Source organism: Acinetobacter sp. SwsAc5 (genome assembly GCF_013391485.1).
GTDB classification, from domain to species: domain Bacteria; phylum Pseudomonadota; class Gammaproteobacteria; order Pseudomonadales; family Moraxellaceae; genus Acinetobacter; species Acinetobacter towneri.
Window position 1 is genome coordinate 104,706 of sequence record NZ_JACAXD010000003.1, and the last position, 15,396, is coordinate 120,101.

The window sequence follows — 15,396 nt, forward strand, 5'->3', positions numbered from 1 at the left end:
ATAAAATAGCTTCTTTTTTGAATTTTCATCTCTTATGTTCGCAATTCTTGCTGCCATTGCAATCATGTTCGGATTGTCGTTGGCTCGTGTGCCTGTGGTTTTTGCCTTGGTTATTGGTGCAGTTTCAGGTGGTTTACTGGCTGGTTTAGGCTTACAAGGCACTTTAGATGCGTTTAATAATGGCTTAGGTGGTGGTGCAAAAATTGCCCTTGCTTACGGTATTTTAGGTGCATTTGCTTTGGCTTTGGCACGTTCAGGTTTGCCTGACTTATTGGCCTACAAACTGATTCGCACTTTAACAGGTAGCAGTAATACTAAGGTACAGAACCGCGTTAAATATCTGATTTATTTTACTGTGGCTTTGGCAGCGGTCTTCTCACAAAACTTAATCCCTGTACATATTGCATTTATTCCTGTATTGATTCCACCTTTATTAAGTGTTTTCAATCATTTAAACCTAGACCGTCGTGCAGTGGTTTGTTTGCTGACTTTTGGTTTGGTTGCCACTTATATGTTTGTTCCTGTGGGTTTCGGTGCAATCTTCCTGAATGATATTTTGGCGCACAATATCAATACCTTTGGTGCTCCGTATGGTTTTGCCATTCAAAATGAAGATATTCCTGCTGCCATGTTTATTCCTGTGTTTGGGATGTTTATTGGTCTATTGTTTGCGTTATTTGTAAGTTATCGCAAGCCACGACACTATCTAGATGTGCAGGTAGCACGTACTCAAAGCATTTCGAGTGAGCTCAATGCAAATACCGCCGCGCCAACCCTACAAGCGCCTCAGATTGCAAAATTTACCTTGTGGATGGCAGTGTTTGCGATTATTGCAACCTTGGCGGTGCAATTGTATTCAGATTCGATGATTCTGGCAGGTTTGGTCGGTGTTGCCATTTTAAGCTGTGCGGGAATTTTCAAATGGAAAGAAGCAGATGATGTGATCATTACAGGTATGCGTATGATGGCACTCATCGGCTTTATTATGATTGCTGCACAAGGTTTCGCTTCAGTGATTGAAGCGACTAATCAAGTGCCTGCTTTGGTAGAAGCGTCGGTGGAATGGATTGGCAATAGCAAAGCTTTGGCTGCATTTTTAATGTTATTGATTGGTTTGTTAATCACCTTGGGGATTGGCTCATCTTTCTCTACCGTGCCTATTTTAGCGATTATTTATGTGCCTTTATGTTTGCAGTTCGGTTTTAGCCCTGCAGCAACCATTGCGATTATTGGTACAGCAGCAGCCTTAGGAGATGCGGGTTCTCCAGCATCGGATTCAACCTTGGGGCCAACTTCGGGTTTAAATATGGATGGGCAGCACGACCACATGAAAGACAGTGTGGTACCGACTTTTATTCACTTTAATATTCCACTGATTATTTTTGGCTGGATTGCAGCGATGGTGCTGTAAATCATCACCAAAATTTGTAAGCACACGTGTTCAGAATAGGTTGGGCACGTTGCAGCATCGTGCTAAAACGACAAGAAGAATCTTTCTCAAATTCATCCTTGCATCTGCCGATTGAATCTCAATACACGATTTAAAATCTTCAAACAGAATGATTCATTTTCGTTGTAATTAACTTCTAATATTAGAATGAAGATGATTTTAATTCTCTTTATTTAATTTAAATAATTTTTATTGGTTTTTTGTTTTTTGAAAATATAAAACCTGAGTGAATTAATCAATTTAAAATAAATTTGTTTTAATTTTTAAACAAATGCAAGATGTATTTTAAATAAATCTTTTGATGTATTTTTTAAATAAAATTGAGTAATATAGTCGGGAAATAATAATATAAACTTTATTAATTAACTCGGGTTTTAAAACCAAGTAATTTGGTCTATTTAAAATAAATTTATATAATAATGAATAGTTTATAAAGTATTTGAAATATTATGTTTAATATGTGTTGCATATTAATAGTGGTCGTGTTTAATATTAATTAAGCGTTAAGATTTTTATTCTAAAGGTGGTTTTGAAATGTTAAAGCAAGTTGCTCTAATTGCATTAATGGGAATGTCTGCTTCTGCTATGGCAGGTCAATGGCAAGTTAAAGTTGGTGGTTCTGTAATTTCTCCAACACAAGATGCAACAGTAATTCCTGGTGTTGTTGCTGAAGCTGATCATGAATATGCATTTACCCCATCAGTAGAATATTTCTTTAATGATAATATCTCTGCAGAATTATTGTTGGCTACGCCAATTAGTCATGATGTAGGCGTATTTGCTGGTGGTGCTGAAATTGCTAATGCTAAAGTTAAACACTTACCACCTACATTGACAGCAAAATATCACTTTAAAAATTCAACTCGTTTTACACCATACATCGGTGTCGGTGGTACCGCATTTATCGCATGGGATGAAGAAGGCGTTGCTAAAGATGTAAAAGAAGACTTTGGTTTTGCAGGTCAAATTGGTTTTAACTTCCAGCCAGCTGATGCGAAAAACTGGGGTGTGTTCTTTGATGCACGTTATGCACAATTGAGTCCTGAAGTTACGTTAACTGATGATACTGCTGCAGCATTAGGAATTAAAAAGTTTGATCTAGACATCGATCCAATGGTGTACACCATCGGTTATAGCTACAAATTTTAATTATAAAAAGTAGCTCTTTATAATAATAAAAATCAGCGCAACCCCATCTTTATGATGGGGTTTTTTATCGCAAAAAATAACAAATGTATCGAATGAAAAAATTGAGTGCATGTGCCATGTTCATTTACAGTCTGAAAGATAAAGTAAAGAACGATAAAGAAGGAATTAATTCATGTTGATAAAATATGGTTGGCCTATATGTGTTGGTTTAATGCTGAGTGTCGCGGGGCATGCGGCGAGTTTTTCTTGTGAGAAAGCCAGAACACCAACAGAACATGCCATTTGTGAACATCGTGCGGTCAATGATGCCGATGTGAAAATGGCAACCACCTATCGTATTGTTAGCCGTTTGGTCGCTATGGGGACGCGTTCACAAATTCGTGATGAACAATTTCGTTGGTTAGAATTGCGTGATCGTTGTGGCGCTTCCGTCGATTGTTTAACCCAAGTGTATAATTTGCGTCAGCAGAAATTAGAGGATCATTTAAATCAGGTCTATCAACGTGCACCTTTTTAAATTTTTCTGGGTTTAGGCTTGAAAAATTAGGCAATCACTCCAATTCATAAACACATCCAACAATAACCATGTTTATGAATTTAAGGAGTGATGAATGAGCGAGCACAGCCAAAAACACAGTTTCCAAGCCGAAGTGGCGCAGTTATTACATTTGGTGACCCATTCTCTTTATTCCAACCCTGAAATTTTCTTGCGTGAACTGATTTCTAACGCATCGGATGCCTGCGACAAATTACGTTTTGAAGGCATCAACCATCCTGAATATTATGAAAATGATCCAGATTTACGTGTGCGTATCCGCTTAGATCAAGACAAGAAAACCCTGACCATTTCAGACAATGGCATTGGTTTAAGTCAGCAGGATGCGATTGAGCATTTGGGTACCATTGCCAAATCGGGCACCAAAGACTTTATGTCAAAATTGACGGGCGATCAAAAAGCCGATGCGCAATTGATTGGTCAATTTGGTGTGGGTTTCTATTCAGGTTTTATCGTGGCAGATAAAATTACTGTGGAATCACGCCGTGCAGGATTGGCTGCAGATGAAGCCGTGCGTTGGAGCAGTGCGGGTACTGGCGAGTTTGATGTCGAGCAAATTCACAAAGCAGAACGGGGTACCGATATTATTCTGCACTTGCGTGAAGATGCGCTGGATTATTTAGAAAGCTACAAAGTTAAGCAGATCATCAATAAATACTCTGATCACATCAGTTTGCCAATTCAAATGCAGAAAGAAGTGTGGCAGCAAGAAGAAGCCGCTGAAGGTGAAACACCGAAAGCAGGTCAGTATGTGAAAACTGATGAATGGGAAACGATTAATTCGGCCAGTGCGTTGTGGACGCGCAATAAAAACGAAATTAGTGAAGAACAGTACATTGAGTTTTATAAAAACCTCAGCCACGATTTTGACGCACCATTGGCATGGGCGCATAACCGCGTTGAAGGCAGTACTGAATACACCCAGTTGTTGTATGTGCCAAGTAAAGCACCGCACAACATTTTTACTCGTGAAGCCAAAGCGGGGATTAAATTGTATGTGAAGCGCGTATTTATTATGGATGAGGCAGAGAACCTGATTCCAAATTATCTGCGCTTTGTGCAAGGTGTGGTGGATAGCGCCGATTTGCCATTGAACGTGAGCCGTGAGTTATTGCAAGAAAGCCGTGATGTGAAAACCATCCGCGAAGGCAATACCCGTCGTGTGTTGACCATGTTGGACAATTTAGCCAAGTCTGAAGATGAAAAAGACCAAGAAAAATTTAAGCAATTCTATCAAGAATTTGGTTCAGTTTTAAAAGAAGGCTTAGGCGAAGACTTTGGCAACCGTGAACGTATCCTGAAATTATTACGCTACGCTACTTCAAGTAATGATGACATCAGTACCTCATTGGCGGACTATAAAGCGCGAATGAAAGAAGGTCAGAAAGCCATTTACTACGTTACGGCAGACAACTTGAACGCAGCAAAGCATTCTCCACAGTTGGAGTTGTTTAAGAAAAAAGGCATTGAAGTGTTGTTGATGGCAGAACGCGTAGACGAGTGGGCGATGAACTTTGTGCAAGAGTTTGATGGCACGCCAATGCAAAACGTATCTAAAGGTGCGGTTGATTTAGGCGATCTACAAGATGCTGAAGAGAAGAAAGCTTTAGACGCGGCTGCAGAACAATTTAAACCTGTGGTTGAGCAATTGTCTGCATCTTTAAGCGGTAAAACCAAAGAAGTGCGTGTGACTACACGTTTGGTTGATTCCCCTGCTTGTTTGGTAACAGGTGAAGGTGAACTGTCACCACAATTGATTCGTATGTTGAAGGATGCAGGGCAAGCTGTACCTGATATGAAGCCAATTTTGGAAATCAACCCAGAGCATCCTTTGGTGAAAAAATTACAGGACTCCAATCAATTTGATGATTTGGCGCATGTGATTTTTGATCAAGCTGTGATTGCTGAAGGTGGCTTGCCTGAAGACCCAGCGGAATATGTGAAACGTATTAATAGCTTACTGTTAAAGTAAGTCTGCTTTCGCATGAACATGATCGATGATGCGTTGTACAAATAATGCATCGTCATCTTGCAAGATCATCTTGCAAAAAAACCAAGTCCTGTTCGCAAGACTTGGTTTTTTAATTTGGCTTGATTGTAGATGTTACCTGTTTAGAAAATGGCTTCTAAACGCACTAAAGCACCGAGATAATGATTACGATCTGCGCGATCATCATTTAAATAATTGACATCGCCCTGAATAAAGAACCATTCACGTAAAAATGGTTGACGCCAAGAGACAAATGGCCCCCAACGATTTAAACGTAAGTCATCATCGTGATAATAACCGCCTGTATAAATGCCATAGTTAAAGCGGTTGCCTGCAAAGAATTGATGTTGTCTAAAGGTGTAGTTGTCCCAAACCAAATCATCATCTTGTTCATCGGCATAGGTCAGGCTAAATTGATTGGACAAGAAAGCCTGATTGGGGCGTGCGTGCGTGAGCTCCAAGTTGGTTCTGAGATAATTTTCACTGTCGATGCCATAACGATAAATTTGTTCGGCATGAAAAGAGAAATCATTTTCCAAAGTCCAGTCTTTAGAGGCTTTTAAACGCAGATAAATATCATCGCCAGAACGTACCCCTAAATCGACATCTGTTTCAAAAGGTAGACGCTCGGCAAAGTTCGACCAACGTAATGCCAGAGAACTGTTGTCTTCACGGCTACGTTTGCTGTCTACAGTTTTGTCTGCATCATGCGCTGGGTTTTCGTTGGTAATGGCGACGTTATTTTGCAATTCGTTATCGAGCGAGTCATCACCAAAGACCACACTGAGTTTATTTTCAAGCGTAGGCAGTTTGATTTTCCCGCGAATACGAGGTTTGACTTCATATTCATTATGCTTATCCCAACTGCTATCGACCAAAACCCGCAAAGTGGCTGAGGCAGGCTGTTCAGGACTTGGTTCACCAAACCAGTTATCCAGTTTATGTGCTGTTTTATCTGCCCAGTTGCGAATATTTTTTTGACGTTGATCGAACCAAGTTAAATGTTCCGTTTCTGTGGTGGCAGGTACAATGGATTCATTGGATTGTTCGGGTAACACCGTCGGTGTGGCATCAATCCAACGTGGAATCGTGTAATAAAAACCGTTTTTATCTGCTGCACTTGGCGGAGCGACAGGCAATTCATAAGGTGGCAGTGGCGTATGGGCTTGATCCACTGCTTGAGTTGATTCTTGTGCAAAAGTGATGCCTGCGACCCCACTTAAGAGACAGCTTAATATAAAAGGCGATGTGTGCTTTATTCTTGACATTATTTACTGATCTTTAAGCCATTTTTGTTAGTGTTGAAAATCTATGAGATAAAAGCAAGACTTGGCTACAAAATCATAATATAAACGGCAGTTTTTAGGCAGAAACCTCTTTTTCTTGATACATTTGAAGTGCTTGGCATAACTGCAAAGCATCAATCGGTTGCTGTAATTGGGAGATGACTTTTTGAATCATTTGCCAACTAATACCTTGTTGTCGATCTAATAAAATGTGCGGTATAGCTTGTTCAGTACGGGACAGTTGTAAGCGCTTTTGACCATGAATCACACGAATTTTTTGTCGTTCTTTCAGTAAAATCAAAGGGGTATGACTCTGTGCTTCACTTTCTTCAAACTGAATAAACTTAGTAGTTTGAATGTGCTGTATTGGAATGAAAGGAAAATAATGCTCTTGCTGCCACACGATTTGAGCATCATGACTATAGCATTGAAAAAGCTGATCGAAATCAAATAAATGTTCTTGTAATTTTTCCCAAGAAATTTCACGTATTGCTGCAATTTCATGTTCAAACTGTTGGCAAAAGTTTTGAGTCAAACGAATCGCTTGCATTTGATCTAATGCGCCAAGCAGTACCACATATTTAATAAAGCGTCCTTGCGTATTGGTTTGTTCTGCCAAATATACCGCACGCGCCAACACCTGTTGCTGATCTTCTTCGGGATCAGACAAATGCACCAATACATCGGCATATTGCGTGACTTCTGGCGCTTCAGGCAAAAAGACCCGATACAACTGTGCTGACTCATTTTGGCTAAGATTGAGCGCAGAAATGGGGCAACTATATTGGCTTAACAATAGATTATAAGCTGGGGTGGTGCTTGGTTTTGGCGTGATAGCTGTTATTGGTGGGGCAGTATCTATTGTCGTTGTGTCAGGCTGAGTTGTATTCAGTATTGCGTTGGAAATGATCGTTTGGTCTGCTGTCGGTTCAATTGTAAGTTCATCTTTAGCCACGTCCACAACTTGAGTATCAGACGAGGCAACTTCTTCTGTAGCGATGTGGTCTGTAATGAATTCAAATTGAATTGGCGAATCTACAGCTTTATTTTCTTCCAAGTCTGCAGTGACAAAGACTGGCTGAGTTTGCGCAGCTTCTAGAACTGCAGCTTGTTTCAGTTCTGCATCGGTTTGAAGGCAGTGATACTGTTGCTGCTGTTCCAACATCCAGCGATAGACCTGCTCTAAATCTTGAAATTCGCTTAGCAGAGCAGTGCGGTCTGCAGCAGGAATTAACCAAATTTGCCAACCTGCTCTCGGTTGATACAAAATCGCCCAACCTGCTTCAGGCTGTTGATAAAGTGCTGTTTCAAGTGCTTCAAGTTGTGTAAATACGCCACGAAAAGATTGTGCATATAAACTTTGTTCTGCAAAAGTTACCGCAGTTTGAATTGGATTTTGTGAGGCTTTAAATGTGAGCAACTGTTTTTGAAAAATCGGTTTATCGCACAGCATAAAAATTTCTTTAATGCGTGCTTTGGCTTTGGCTGTTTCATACAGACTGAGTCTTTTATGCGTTAAAGCATCAATTAAGTCGCGTAATTCTTTAATCAACAGTGATTTTTCTAGTGTATTCATTGATGCATACTTAAATATGTTGTTGTGCTTTTTCCAAATAATCTGCCAAGACAATATTCAGAGCCAATTCAATCAATTTATATTCTGCCGATTGTGGTTGAGGATAGCGTTTGGCTAATTCGATTAAATGGCTGACCTCAATCGCTTGAGGTGGAATTTTTCTTTGTATAAGTGCTTGAAGTTGTTGCATAGGCATCTGCTATAGCAATGAAAACAAAATCACTTTAATTATATGGATTTAATTAAAAAATACATGCTAAAAATTGTCAGCTTTTGTGCTTTTTTAGACATTATTGACAAAAAATGCGCTTTTTATATGAAAAATAATCAAAAAAATTTAAATCGCAGTGCCAAAAAAGTACTGGCAATTGGGTAGGACACAGTTTTTAGATGTTGTATGGACGATTTAAAGCAAATTTAGCACTAGAAAAACAAACAGCAGCCTGATTTAGACTGCTGTTTGGGGAGAGAAATGGGAGAGATTAATACAGCTAAAATTAGTGGATAAAACGCGTAACTTAAGCTGCCTTTTGCGAAGTTGGTTCATTTACAACAGCTTCAGATGCAGCCGATTCTGTATTCACTTTTTGAGTTGGAAAATCAGGTACATGCACAATTTGAGCAGATACATTTGCAGCAATTGCTAAAAGTGAAACCATCAAAACAGATTTAAACATATTCATGGGAATATCCATCCAAAGTGTTAATGTCTAGGCAGAAGAATAGACATCGTAGGGAGATCAAACGAAATAAAAAATTCACATGAATCATAACAAAGTTTAAAATTTACAAAATGATCATTTCGGCAATTATTTTAAAAATAGCAATATAAAACAATATATTAGAGTTTTAGCTCTAGTTTTTTGTGTAGGCTTAAATGGTTGAGATGTCTGCAAAATTTGTATTTAGATAAGTCTGAAATGCGGGTGAATGGTGACAGTTTTTGACAGTGTGAAATCATGTAATGTTTTGGCTGTGATTGGTTAAACAGTCTAAAAATGCGGTTTTTTTAATCTATGATGGAATTCCAATAACGATAAAGGACAGTGAGAAAATCATGGCAATTGCAAAAGTAGTTGAAGTTAATTCAAGCAGTACAAAAAGTTTTGAAGACGCGATTCAGACTGGAATCGCTAAAGTGACAGAAACAATTAAAAATGTCCAAGGGGCGTGGATTAACGAACAAAAAGTGGTGGTTAAAGACAATCAAATCACGGAGTATCGGGTCAATTTAAAAATCAGCTTCTTGGTTGAATAACACCTCGCTTCATTAACGAAGCATAGTAAGATGACAACTAACCGAAGCATGGTTGCGGGGCAAAGCTGGAACTTTGACCCATTTTAAAAGCACAAAAAAATCCCGTAATGGGATTTTTTTGTGCGTCTAATCAGCCGGAAGAACACTATTCAGCCTTGTCTGTATTTCAATCTTAAGCTTTAGGTTCAGATACATCGCATTGTTCTGCATCGCAGCTTGCTGCATCTTCAAGCTCTAGCTCGCTTGCTGTTTCAAGGGCTTTTTGCAGAACTTGCACAAAAACTTCGCGTGGCTGCGCACCTGCTAAAGCAATACGCTGATCAAATACGAAGAACGGTACGCCAGTGACGTTTAATTGTTCACGTGCAACTTCTTGGTCAAATTTTACAAAGTCGGCATATTCGTCAGAATCCAAAACATCATCCACTTCTACAGGGTTCAGCCCAATACGTGATGCAACATCTTCTAGTGTTTCACGCTCGCCAATTGCCAAACCTTGAGTCATATAGCTATAGAAAAAAGCTTCTTTGGCTTCGCTGCCCAAGCCTTTACTTTGCGCCAAATGCACCAAACGATGGGCATTAAAGGTATTGCCTGAATTGGCATTTTCCCATTGAAAGTCAATGCCTTCAGCTTTTGCCATTTCGGCAATATTACGCTGCATGTCTTCTACTTCGGCAAGGCTGCGTCCATATTTTTGTGCCAAACGCTCTGAATTGGACACTTCCTGACGCGGTGGCGCATCTGGATCGAGTTCAAAACTGTGCCAATGCACTTCTAATTCTACACCTGCTTTTTCAGCAGCAGCCTCTAAACGTTTTTTGCCGATATAGCAAAACGGGCAAACAATATCTGACCAAATATCAACGCGCATGAACAATCTCAAATTCTGTTTTTTACTAAGATGGGGATGTTACATAAAATTTAAAGCATAAAGCGATGCTAAACTTATTTTTGAGCATCTGGTCAAATAGCGTCATGGATACAGAATCATATAAAGGTATAAATGAATTGATTTATTTCACTATATTCTAATGGCTGCATTAGAAAATAAGCATAAAATGCTATACAAATGTGACAGGCTTCACGCTAAGATATTGCAAATACTAAAAAATAAGAGGGCACGCATGCGACGTATAGTGCTAATTATAGGATGTGCAACGCTGCTGATTTTTGGCGGGATGTTTTATCAATATCAACAGCAGCAAAAACAAGTCACTCAATTGCATGCTTATCAAAATGTGATTTATGAAAAAGCCGAACAAATTTTTGTACAGGCACAGGATTGGTCTAAGCCGATTCAAATTGACTTAAAAGATAATCGTTTAGATGGCGACTATCAAATTATGGCGAGTTTTGTCTTGAGTCACATGGTGCAAAGTGCCGAAGCGCGCAATAGCTATTTACGTGAATTAAAAGCCTTGAATTGGGATCAGTTTTTAGATCCTCAACGACTTGCTGCAGATAAAAAACAAGACTATGCCGATACCGAAGCCATGTTGGTGCAAGTACGTGCCATGGTAGAGCTGTATCAGGAACATTTAGAACAGCATGAAGCGATGGCTTTGGAGCAGATTGAGAATCTTGAAATCAATCATAATTTGCGCCGTCATTTAGCAGAATCTTTGCTAGAAAGCCGCCATAATGACCAAGGACACGCATTATTTGAATTGGAAAAGAAAAATTTGGGTAAGGCGTATGTGTTGTTTGCAATTTTAAAAAACAATAAATGGGAGCTCAAAAACAATACCTTCATGTTCTATGAAGATGCAGCCTTGAAAGAATTTAATGCGGTATATCAAGAGATGGTGCAGCTCAATACGCAAATGCAAGAGATCACTCAGCAGCATCAGCGGGCACTGGAAAGCAAGTTGTAAGGTCTGGCAAATCCTTACATCAAATTGTCAAAAGAATGTCATCTGCCGTTCAAATCTCTTGCCTAAACTGTGCCTGTTGATTTAATTGCTCAGCTAGGCAGGTCCAATATGAACAGCATTCAAGTCTTTGATGATATTCAACAACTGTATTTGCAATTCTTAGAAAATAAAAACTACCCGAAACTCGAAAATTTAAATAATTGGGGCAAGAACCGTTACTTCTTTAATCAGCACTTTCGTTTGGTTGAAGATTGGCATCAGACTGAACAAATTGTGATTGAATTTAATCAACAATATTATTGCTTGGATACAGGCAGCGCCCCAGACTTTATGGATAAAGAACGCTATATGACATGGTTGATGGGGGAGTTGTTGGTTTAAGCCGTGCAGGTAAATCACAACTGATCAGCCATCTAGTCTTCAAGATAACAATGCAAAAGAATAAAATTTAAAAATTAGAACAGCTCAAAACAACAAAATAAAAAATCCCCGCATGATGCGAGGATTTTTTTATTACGAAGACTTTTTACACACGCTCAATAATTGTCGCGATACCTTGACCAAGACCGATACACATGGTCGCAAGACCAATTTGCGTGTCTTGTTGTTCCATCACGTTCAACAACGTGGTGGTGATACGCGCACCTGAACAACCCAATGGGTGACCGAGTGCAATTGCACCACCGTTCAAGTTCACACGATCTTGCTGATCATAAATGCCTAAGCCTTTTAGAACAGATAGACCTTGTGCAGCAAACGCTTCGTTTAATTCAAAGGTTTGAATGTCTGCAATTGACAAGCCCGCACGTTTAAGTGCTTTTTGCGTTGCAGGTACTGGGCCATAACCCATGATTGCTGCATCACAGCCTGCAACGGCCATAGAGCGAATCACCGCGCGTGGTTTCAAACCTAATGCTTGTGCACGTTCAGCAGACATAAGCAACATAGCAGAAGCACCATCAGACAATGCTGAAGATGTTGCCGCAGTGACGGTACCGCCTTTCGGATCAAATACAGGACGTAAAGCTTGGAATGCTTCAAGGTTAGCATCTGGACGAATCACTTCGTCGATGTCGCATAGTTGTTTAAAGCCGTTTGCATCATGACCTTCAATGCCAATGATTTCGTTTTTAAAACGGCCTTCTTGCGTTGCAGCCCATGCACGACGGTGTGATTCCACACCAAAGGCATCTTGCTCTTCACGAGAAATACCGTTCATGCGACCCAACATTTCAGCAGTTAAGCCCATCATGTTTGAGGCTTTGGCATAGTGCTTCGATGCAGCAGGGTTGATGTCGATACCGTGCATCATGCCCACATGGCCCATGTGCTCTACACCACCAATGATGAAAATATCACCCTGATTGGTTGCAATTTGTGCCGCAGCGGTGTGGATCGCTTGCATTGAAGAACCACACAGACGGTTCACAGTTTGACCTGCTACTGTTTTTGGAAGATCAGCCAATAAAGCAATATTACGACCAATGTTCATACCTTGTTCTAGGGTTTGGTTAACACAGCCCCAGATCACATCTTCAACTTCGTTGACATCAAACTGGTTACGAGCAACTAAAGCACGAACCAATTCAGCCGATAGACTGTCAGCACGTACATTGCGGAACATACCGTTTTTGGTTTTACCCATTGCAGAACGTACGCCATCAACGATGACAACGTCACGTGGATTTAAAGTAGCCATTCACGTTGCTCCTTAACCGTAGAATTTTTTGTTGTTAGCAGCCATGTCACGCAACATTTGTGGCGCTTCATAAGCTTTTCCTAAATGTGCATATTTGTCGCAAAGCGCAACGTATTCAGCAACACCTGTTTGGTCGATGTAACGGCATGGACCACCACGGAATGGAGGGAAGCCTACACCCATAATCATCGCCATATCTGCTTCAGATGGTGTTGCCACAATGTTGTCTTCTAAGCAACGAACAGTTTCGTTACAGAAAGCAAGCATCATACGGTCAATGATTTCTTGCGCATCAAACTCGCGTTTTTCAGCAGTTGCAACAGATGCCACAAGCTCGTATGCAGTTGGATCAACCACTTTGGCTTTTTTTCCTTTACGATCCAATTCATATTTGTAGAAACCGACGTCATTCTTTTGACCAAGACGTTTGTTTTCGTACATGACTTGGATTGAGCCTTTATAGTCTGGCTTCATGCGGTCTGGGAAACCTTCTGCCATGACTTCTGCACCGTGAACGCCCGTGTCGATACCAACAACGTCGATTAGGTAAGCAGGACCCATAGGCCAGCCGAATTTTTCCATGACTTTGTCGACTTGTTGGAAGTCAGCACCGTCTTTCAATAGAAGGTCAAATGCACCAAAGTAAGGGAACAATACGCGGTTCACCAAGAAGCCTGGGCAGTCGTTTACAACAATTGGTGTTTTACCCATTTTCTGAGCAAGCACCACAGTGGTCGCAATTGCTTCAGGTGAAGTTTTTTCACCACGAATCACTTCCACCAATGGCATCATGTGCACTGGGTTAAAGAAGTGCATGCCGACAAAGTTTTCTGGACGTTGTAGGTTTTCTGCCAAACGTGTAATCGAAATGGTAGATGTATTTGACGCGATAATGGTGTTTTCACGTACTGATTTTTCAGTTTCAGCCAACACAATGCCTTTGACTTTCGGATTTTCAGTCACGGCTTCAATCACGATATCTACTTCTTTAAACTCGTCGTAGCTTAAAGTTGGGCGGATGCGTGCCAAAGTTTCACCCATTTTTGCAGGGGTTAACTTTTTGCGTTCAACTTGTTTGGTCAATAAGCCATTGGCTTCTTTCATACCCAAAGCAAGTTGCGGATTACCAATGTCTTTCATGATGATTGGTGTGCCTTTGCTTGCCGCTTGGTAAGCAATACCACCACCCATGATACCTGCGCCTAGAACAGCCGCTTGGTTGACAGGGTGTGCACCTTTTTCATATTTCTTAGAAGTTTTCTTCACCACTTGGTCGTTGATGAATAAACCAATCAACGCACCTGCTTGTGGTGTTACAGCCGCTTTGGCAAAGCCTTCAGCTTCAGCTTTAAGCGCTTCGTTACGTGGCAAGCTTGCACCTGCTTGTAAAGAATCAAGCATCAATTTTGGCGCAGGGTATTGTGCAGGGTTTGCTTTTGCTAGTACCGCACCTTTTGCTGTGTTGAACGCCATCATTTGTTCAAGTGGGTTCAATTTAACAGGGTCTAATTTTTCCTGACGTTTTGCTTTCCAGTCTAAACGACCTGCAATGGCTTGTTTAACCAAGTCAAGCGCAGCATCTTGCAATTTGTCTGCAGCAACTACGGCATCTACAGCACCATCTTTGAGTGCAGCATCTGGACGTTTAGGGTTGGCCATTGCCATCCATTCAACGGCATTGTCGATACCAATAACGCGGCTTAAACGTACCGTACCACCAAAGCCTGGGAAAATACCCAGTTTAATTTCTGGTAAGCCCACTTGTGCTTGGTCAGACATCACACGGTAGTCACATACCAAACACATTTCAAAGCCACCGCCCAATGCCATACCATTGATTGCAGCAACTTTAGGAATGTCTAAATCTTCAAAAGCATTGAAGATGTTGTGAACAGGCAATGCCCAATCCACAATGGCTTGTTCGCCTTGAGCGAAGTTTGCGCCAAATTCGGTGATGTCTGCACCCACGATAAAGGTTGATTTCGCAGAAGTGATGATTAAACCTTTCACTTCATTGTTTGCTTTAACAGCCTCAATCGCAGCTTTAAAGTCTTCAATCGTTGCACGGTTAAATTTGTTGACCGACTCACCTTGTAAGTCAAAGCGGAATTCTGCAATTCCGTCCGAAATCATTTGGACGGTAATGGCATTGCCAGCGTGGATCATGCCTGATCTCCTTTATTTTGGAGGACTTCTAAGTTGATGTTATGAAGCGTGTGCGATAGTTCTGCACACATATATGCCTCGCTAATCTTACGATAACTATATCGAAAAAAAATATAGCAAGTTGTATCAAGCCGTGACGCAAGGGTCATGATTTTTCTCACAGCGTGGAATTGCTTTTTGACCTAATTTTAAAACTGTTTTTTTAAAGTTCTATGAAAGTGTTTGTTTTCTATTTTATTTTTAATTTTGAACAATTGCAGGTGAATCCTTGAAAAGCTTAAAAATAATACAGTATTGCGATGCTATTTTCGGCAGAAAAGTCAATTCACGGTAATTCCAGCAAAACTTTGAGCAGTATCTGTAGAAAAAATTAGCAGCTGCAATGCTGT

The 15,396-nt window shown here is 40.4% G+C and carries 14 protein-coding genes; 7 read left to right on the top strand and 7 right to left on the bottom strand.

What is annotated here, in order from left to right; all coding sequences use genetic code 11:
* The first annotated feature begins 34 nt into the window (after nucleotides 1–34).
* The 4 genes from HYG89_RS02760 (at nucleotide 35) to htpG (ending at nucleotide 5,127) form a co-directional block, all read left to right on the top strand.
* On the top strand, nucleotides 35–1,411 hold the full coding sequence (locus tag HYG89_RS02760) for a Na+/H+ antiporter family protein (RefSeq protein WP_178865970.1): 1,377 nt from the start codon (nucleotides 35–37) through the stop codon (nucleotides 1,409–1,411).
* Between the two features lie 573 nt (nucleotides 1,412–1,984).
* Entirely contained in the window at nucleotides 1,985–2,599 is a 615-nt protein-coding gene (locus HYG89_RS02765; RefSeq protein WP_178865972.1) for an OmpW family protein, read from the top strand.
* A gap of 172 nt (nucleotides 2,600–2,771) precedes the next feature.
* Entirely contained in the window at nucleotides 2,772–3,116 is a 345-nt protein-coding gene (locus tag HYG89_RS02770; protein ID WP_178865975.1) for a lysozyme inhibitor LprI family protein, read from the top strand.
* Nucleotides 3,117–3,210: 94 nt separating this feature from the next.
* Nucleotides 3,211–5,127 carry a molecular chaperone HtpG gene (gene htpG, locus HYG89_RS02775; RefSeq protein WP_178865977.1) on the top strand — a complete coding sequence of 639 codons (1,917 nt, stop codon included), beginning with the start codon at nucleotides 3,211–3,213 and terminating at the stop codon, nucleotides 5,125–5,127.
* A 140-nt stretch (nucleotides 5,128–5,267) separates the two neighbouring features.
* On the opposite strand, the gene HYG89_RS02780 is transcribed toward htpG, so the two are convergent.
* The 4 genes from HYG89_RS02780 to HYG89_RS02795 form a co-directional block, all read right to left on the bottom strand.
* Nucleotides 5,268–6,413 carry a hypothetical protein gene (locus tag HYG89_RS02780; protein WP_178865979.1) on the bottom strand — a complete coding sequence of 382 codons (1,146 nt, stop codon included), beginning with the start codon at nucleotides 6,411–6,413 and terminating at the stop codon, nucleotides 5,268–5,270.
* Nucleotides 6,414–6,507: 94 nt separating this feature from the next.
* On the bottom strand, nucleotides 6,508–8,007 hold the full coding sequence (locus tag HYG89_RS02785) for a hypothetical protein (RefSeq protein ID WP_178865981.1): 1,500 nt from the start codon (nucleotides 8,005–8,007) through the stop codon (nucleotides 6,508–6,510).
* 10 nt (nucleotides 8,008–8,017) lie between these two features.
* The gene (locus tag HYG89_RS02790; protein ID WP_004975807.1) at nucleotides 8,018–8,197 is read right to left on the bottom strand and encodes a hypothetical protein; all 180 of its coding nucleotides are present in this window, start codon (nucleotides 8,195–8,197) and stop codon (nucleotides 8,018–8,020) included.
* A gap of 328 nt (nucleotides 8,198–8,525) precedes the next feature.
* Nucleotides 8,526–8,690 (bottom strand): hypothetical protein, encoded by a 165-nt coding sequence (locus HYG89_RS02795; protein ID WP_019836107.1) that lies wholly within the window; start codon nucleotides 8,688–8,690, stop codon nucleotides 8,526–8,528.
* Between the two features lie 374 nt (nucleotides 8,691–9,064).
* Here HYG89_RS02795 and HYG89_RS02800 point away from each other — a divergent pair, with 374 nt between their 5' ends.
* Entirely contained in the window at nucleotides 9,065–9,265 is a 201-nt protein-coding gene (locus tag HYG89_RS02800) for a dodecin family protein (protein ID WP_004975809.1), read from the top strand.
* Nucleotides 9,266–9,437: 172 nt separating this feature from the next.
* Here the strand turns inward: HYG89_RS02800 and HYG89_RS02805 are convergent, their stop codons facing one another.
* Nucleotides 9,438–10,139 (bottom strand): DsbA family protein, encoded by a 702-nt coding sequence (locus HYG89_RS02805; RefSeq protein WP_178865983.1) that lies wholly within the window; start codon nucleotides 10,137–10,139, stop codon nucleotides 9,438–9,440.
* Between the two features lie 253 nt (nucleotides 10,140–10,392).
* Here HYG89_RS02805 and HYG89_RS02810 point away from each other — a divergent pair, with 253 nt between their 5' ends.
* Both HYG89_RS02810 and HYG89_RS02815 read left to right on the top strand, forming a co-directional pair.
* Nucleotides 10,393–11,142, top strand: coding sequence for a hypothetical protein (locus tag HYG89_RS02810; protein ID WP_104852942.1), 750 nt, complete (start codon nucleotides 10,393–10,395; stop codon nucleotides 11,140–11,142).
* 108 nt (nucleotides 11,143–11,250) lie between these two features.
* Nucleotides 11,251–11,523 (top strand): hypothetical protein, encoded by a 273-nt coding sequence (locus tag HYG89_RS02815; RefSeq protein ID WP_004975814.1) that lies wholly within the window; start codon nucleotides 11,251–11,253, stop codon nucleotides 11,521–11,523.
* Nucleotides 11,524–11,668: 145 nt separating this feature from the next.
* Here the strand turns inward: HYG89_RS02815 and fadA are convergent, their stop codons facing one another.
* Both fadA and fadB read right to left on the bottom strand, forming a co-directional pair.
* Nucleotides 11,669–12,841 (bottom strand): acetyl-CoA C-acyltransferase FadA, encoded by a 1,173-nt coding sequence (gene fadA / locus HYG89_RS02820; RefSeq protein ID WP_004975824.1) that lies wholly within the window; start codon nucleotides 12,839–12,841, stop codon nucleotides 11,669–11,671.
* Between the two features lie 12 nt (nucleotides 12,842–12,853).
* The gene (gene fadB, locus HYG89_RS02825; protein ID WP_178865985.1) at nucleotides 12,854–15,007 is read right to left on the bottom strand and encodes a fatty acid oxidation complex subunit alpha FadB; all 2,154 of its coding nucleotides are present in this window, start codon (nucleotides 15,005–15,007) and stop codon (nucleotides 12,854–12,856) included.
* Nucleotides 15,008–15,396: the final 389 nt, after the last annotated feature.

Bases quoted from the DNA above. Each gene is read 5' to 3' on its own strand.
- HYG89_RS02760 (WP_178865970.1), top strand. From the start codon at position 35: ATGTTCGCAATTCTTGCTGCCATTGCAATCATGTTCGGATTGTCGTTG.
- HYG89_RS02765 (WP_178865972.1), top strand. From the start codon at position 1,985: ATGTTAAAGCAAGTTGCTCTAATTGCATTAATGGGAATGTCTGCTTCT.
- HYG89_RS02770 (WP_178865975.1), top strand. From the start codon at position 2,772: ATGTTGATAAAATATGGTTGGCCTATATGTGTTGGTTTAATGCTGAGT.
- htpG (WP_178865977.1), top strand. From the start codon at position 3,211: ATGAGCGAGCACAGCCAAAAACACAGTTTCCAAGCCGAAGTGGCGCAG.
- HYG89_RS02780 (WP_178865979.1), bottom strand. From the start codon at position 6,413: ATGTCAAGAATAAAGCACACATCGCCTTTTATATTAAGCTGTCTCTTA.
- HYG89_RS02785 (WP_178865981.1), bottom strand. From the start codon at position 8,007: ATGAATACACTAGAAAAATCACTGTTGATTAAAGAATTACGCGACTTA.
- HYG89_RS02790 (WP_004975807.1), bottom strand. From the start codon at position 8,197: ATGCAACAACTTCAAGCACTTATACAAAGAAAAATTCCACCTCAAGCG.
- HYG89_RS02795 (WP_019836107.1), bottom strand. From the start codon at position 8,690: ATGAATATGTTTAAATCTGTTTTGATGGTTTCACTTTTAGCAATTGCT.
- HYG89_RS02800 (WP_004975809.1), top strand. From the start codon at position 9,065: ATGGCAATTGCAAAAGTAGTTGAAGTTAATTCAAGCAGTACAAAAAGT.
- HYG89_RS02805 (WP_178865983.1), bottom strand. From the start codon at position 10,139: ATGCGCGTTGATATTTGGTCAGATATTGTTTGCCCGTTTTGCTATATC.
- HYG89_RS02810 (WP_104852942.1), top strand. From the start codon at position 10,393: ATGCGACGTATAGTGCTAATTATAGGATGTGCAACGCTGCTGATTTTT.
- HYG89_RS02815 (WP_004975814.1), top strand. From the start codon at position 11,251: ATGAACAGCATTCAAGTCTTTGATGATATTCAACAACTGTATTTGCAA.
- fadA (WP_004975824.1), bottom strand. From the start codon at position 12,841: ATGGCTACTTTAAATCCACGTGACGTTGTCATCGTTGATGGCGTACGT.
- fadB (WP_178865985.1), bottom strand. From the start codon at position 15,007: ATGATCCACGCTGGCAATGCCATTACCGTCCAAATGATTTCGGACGGA.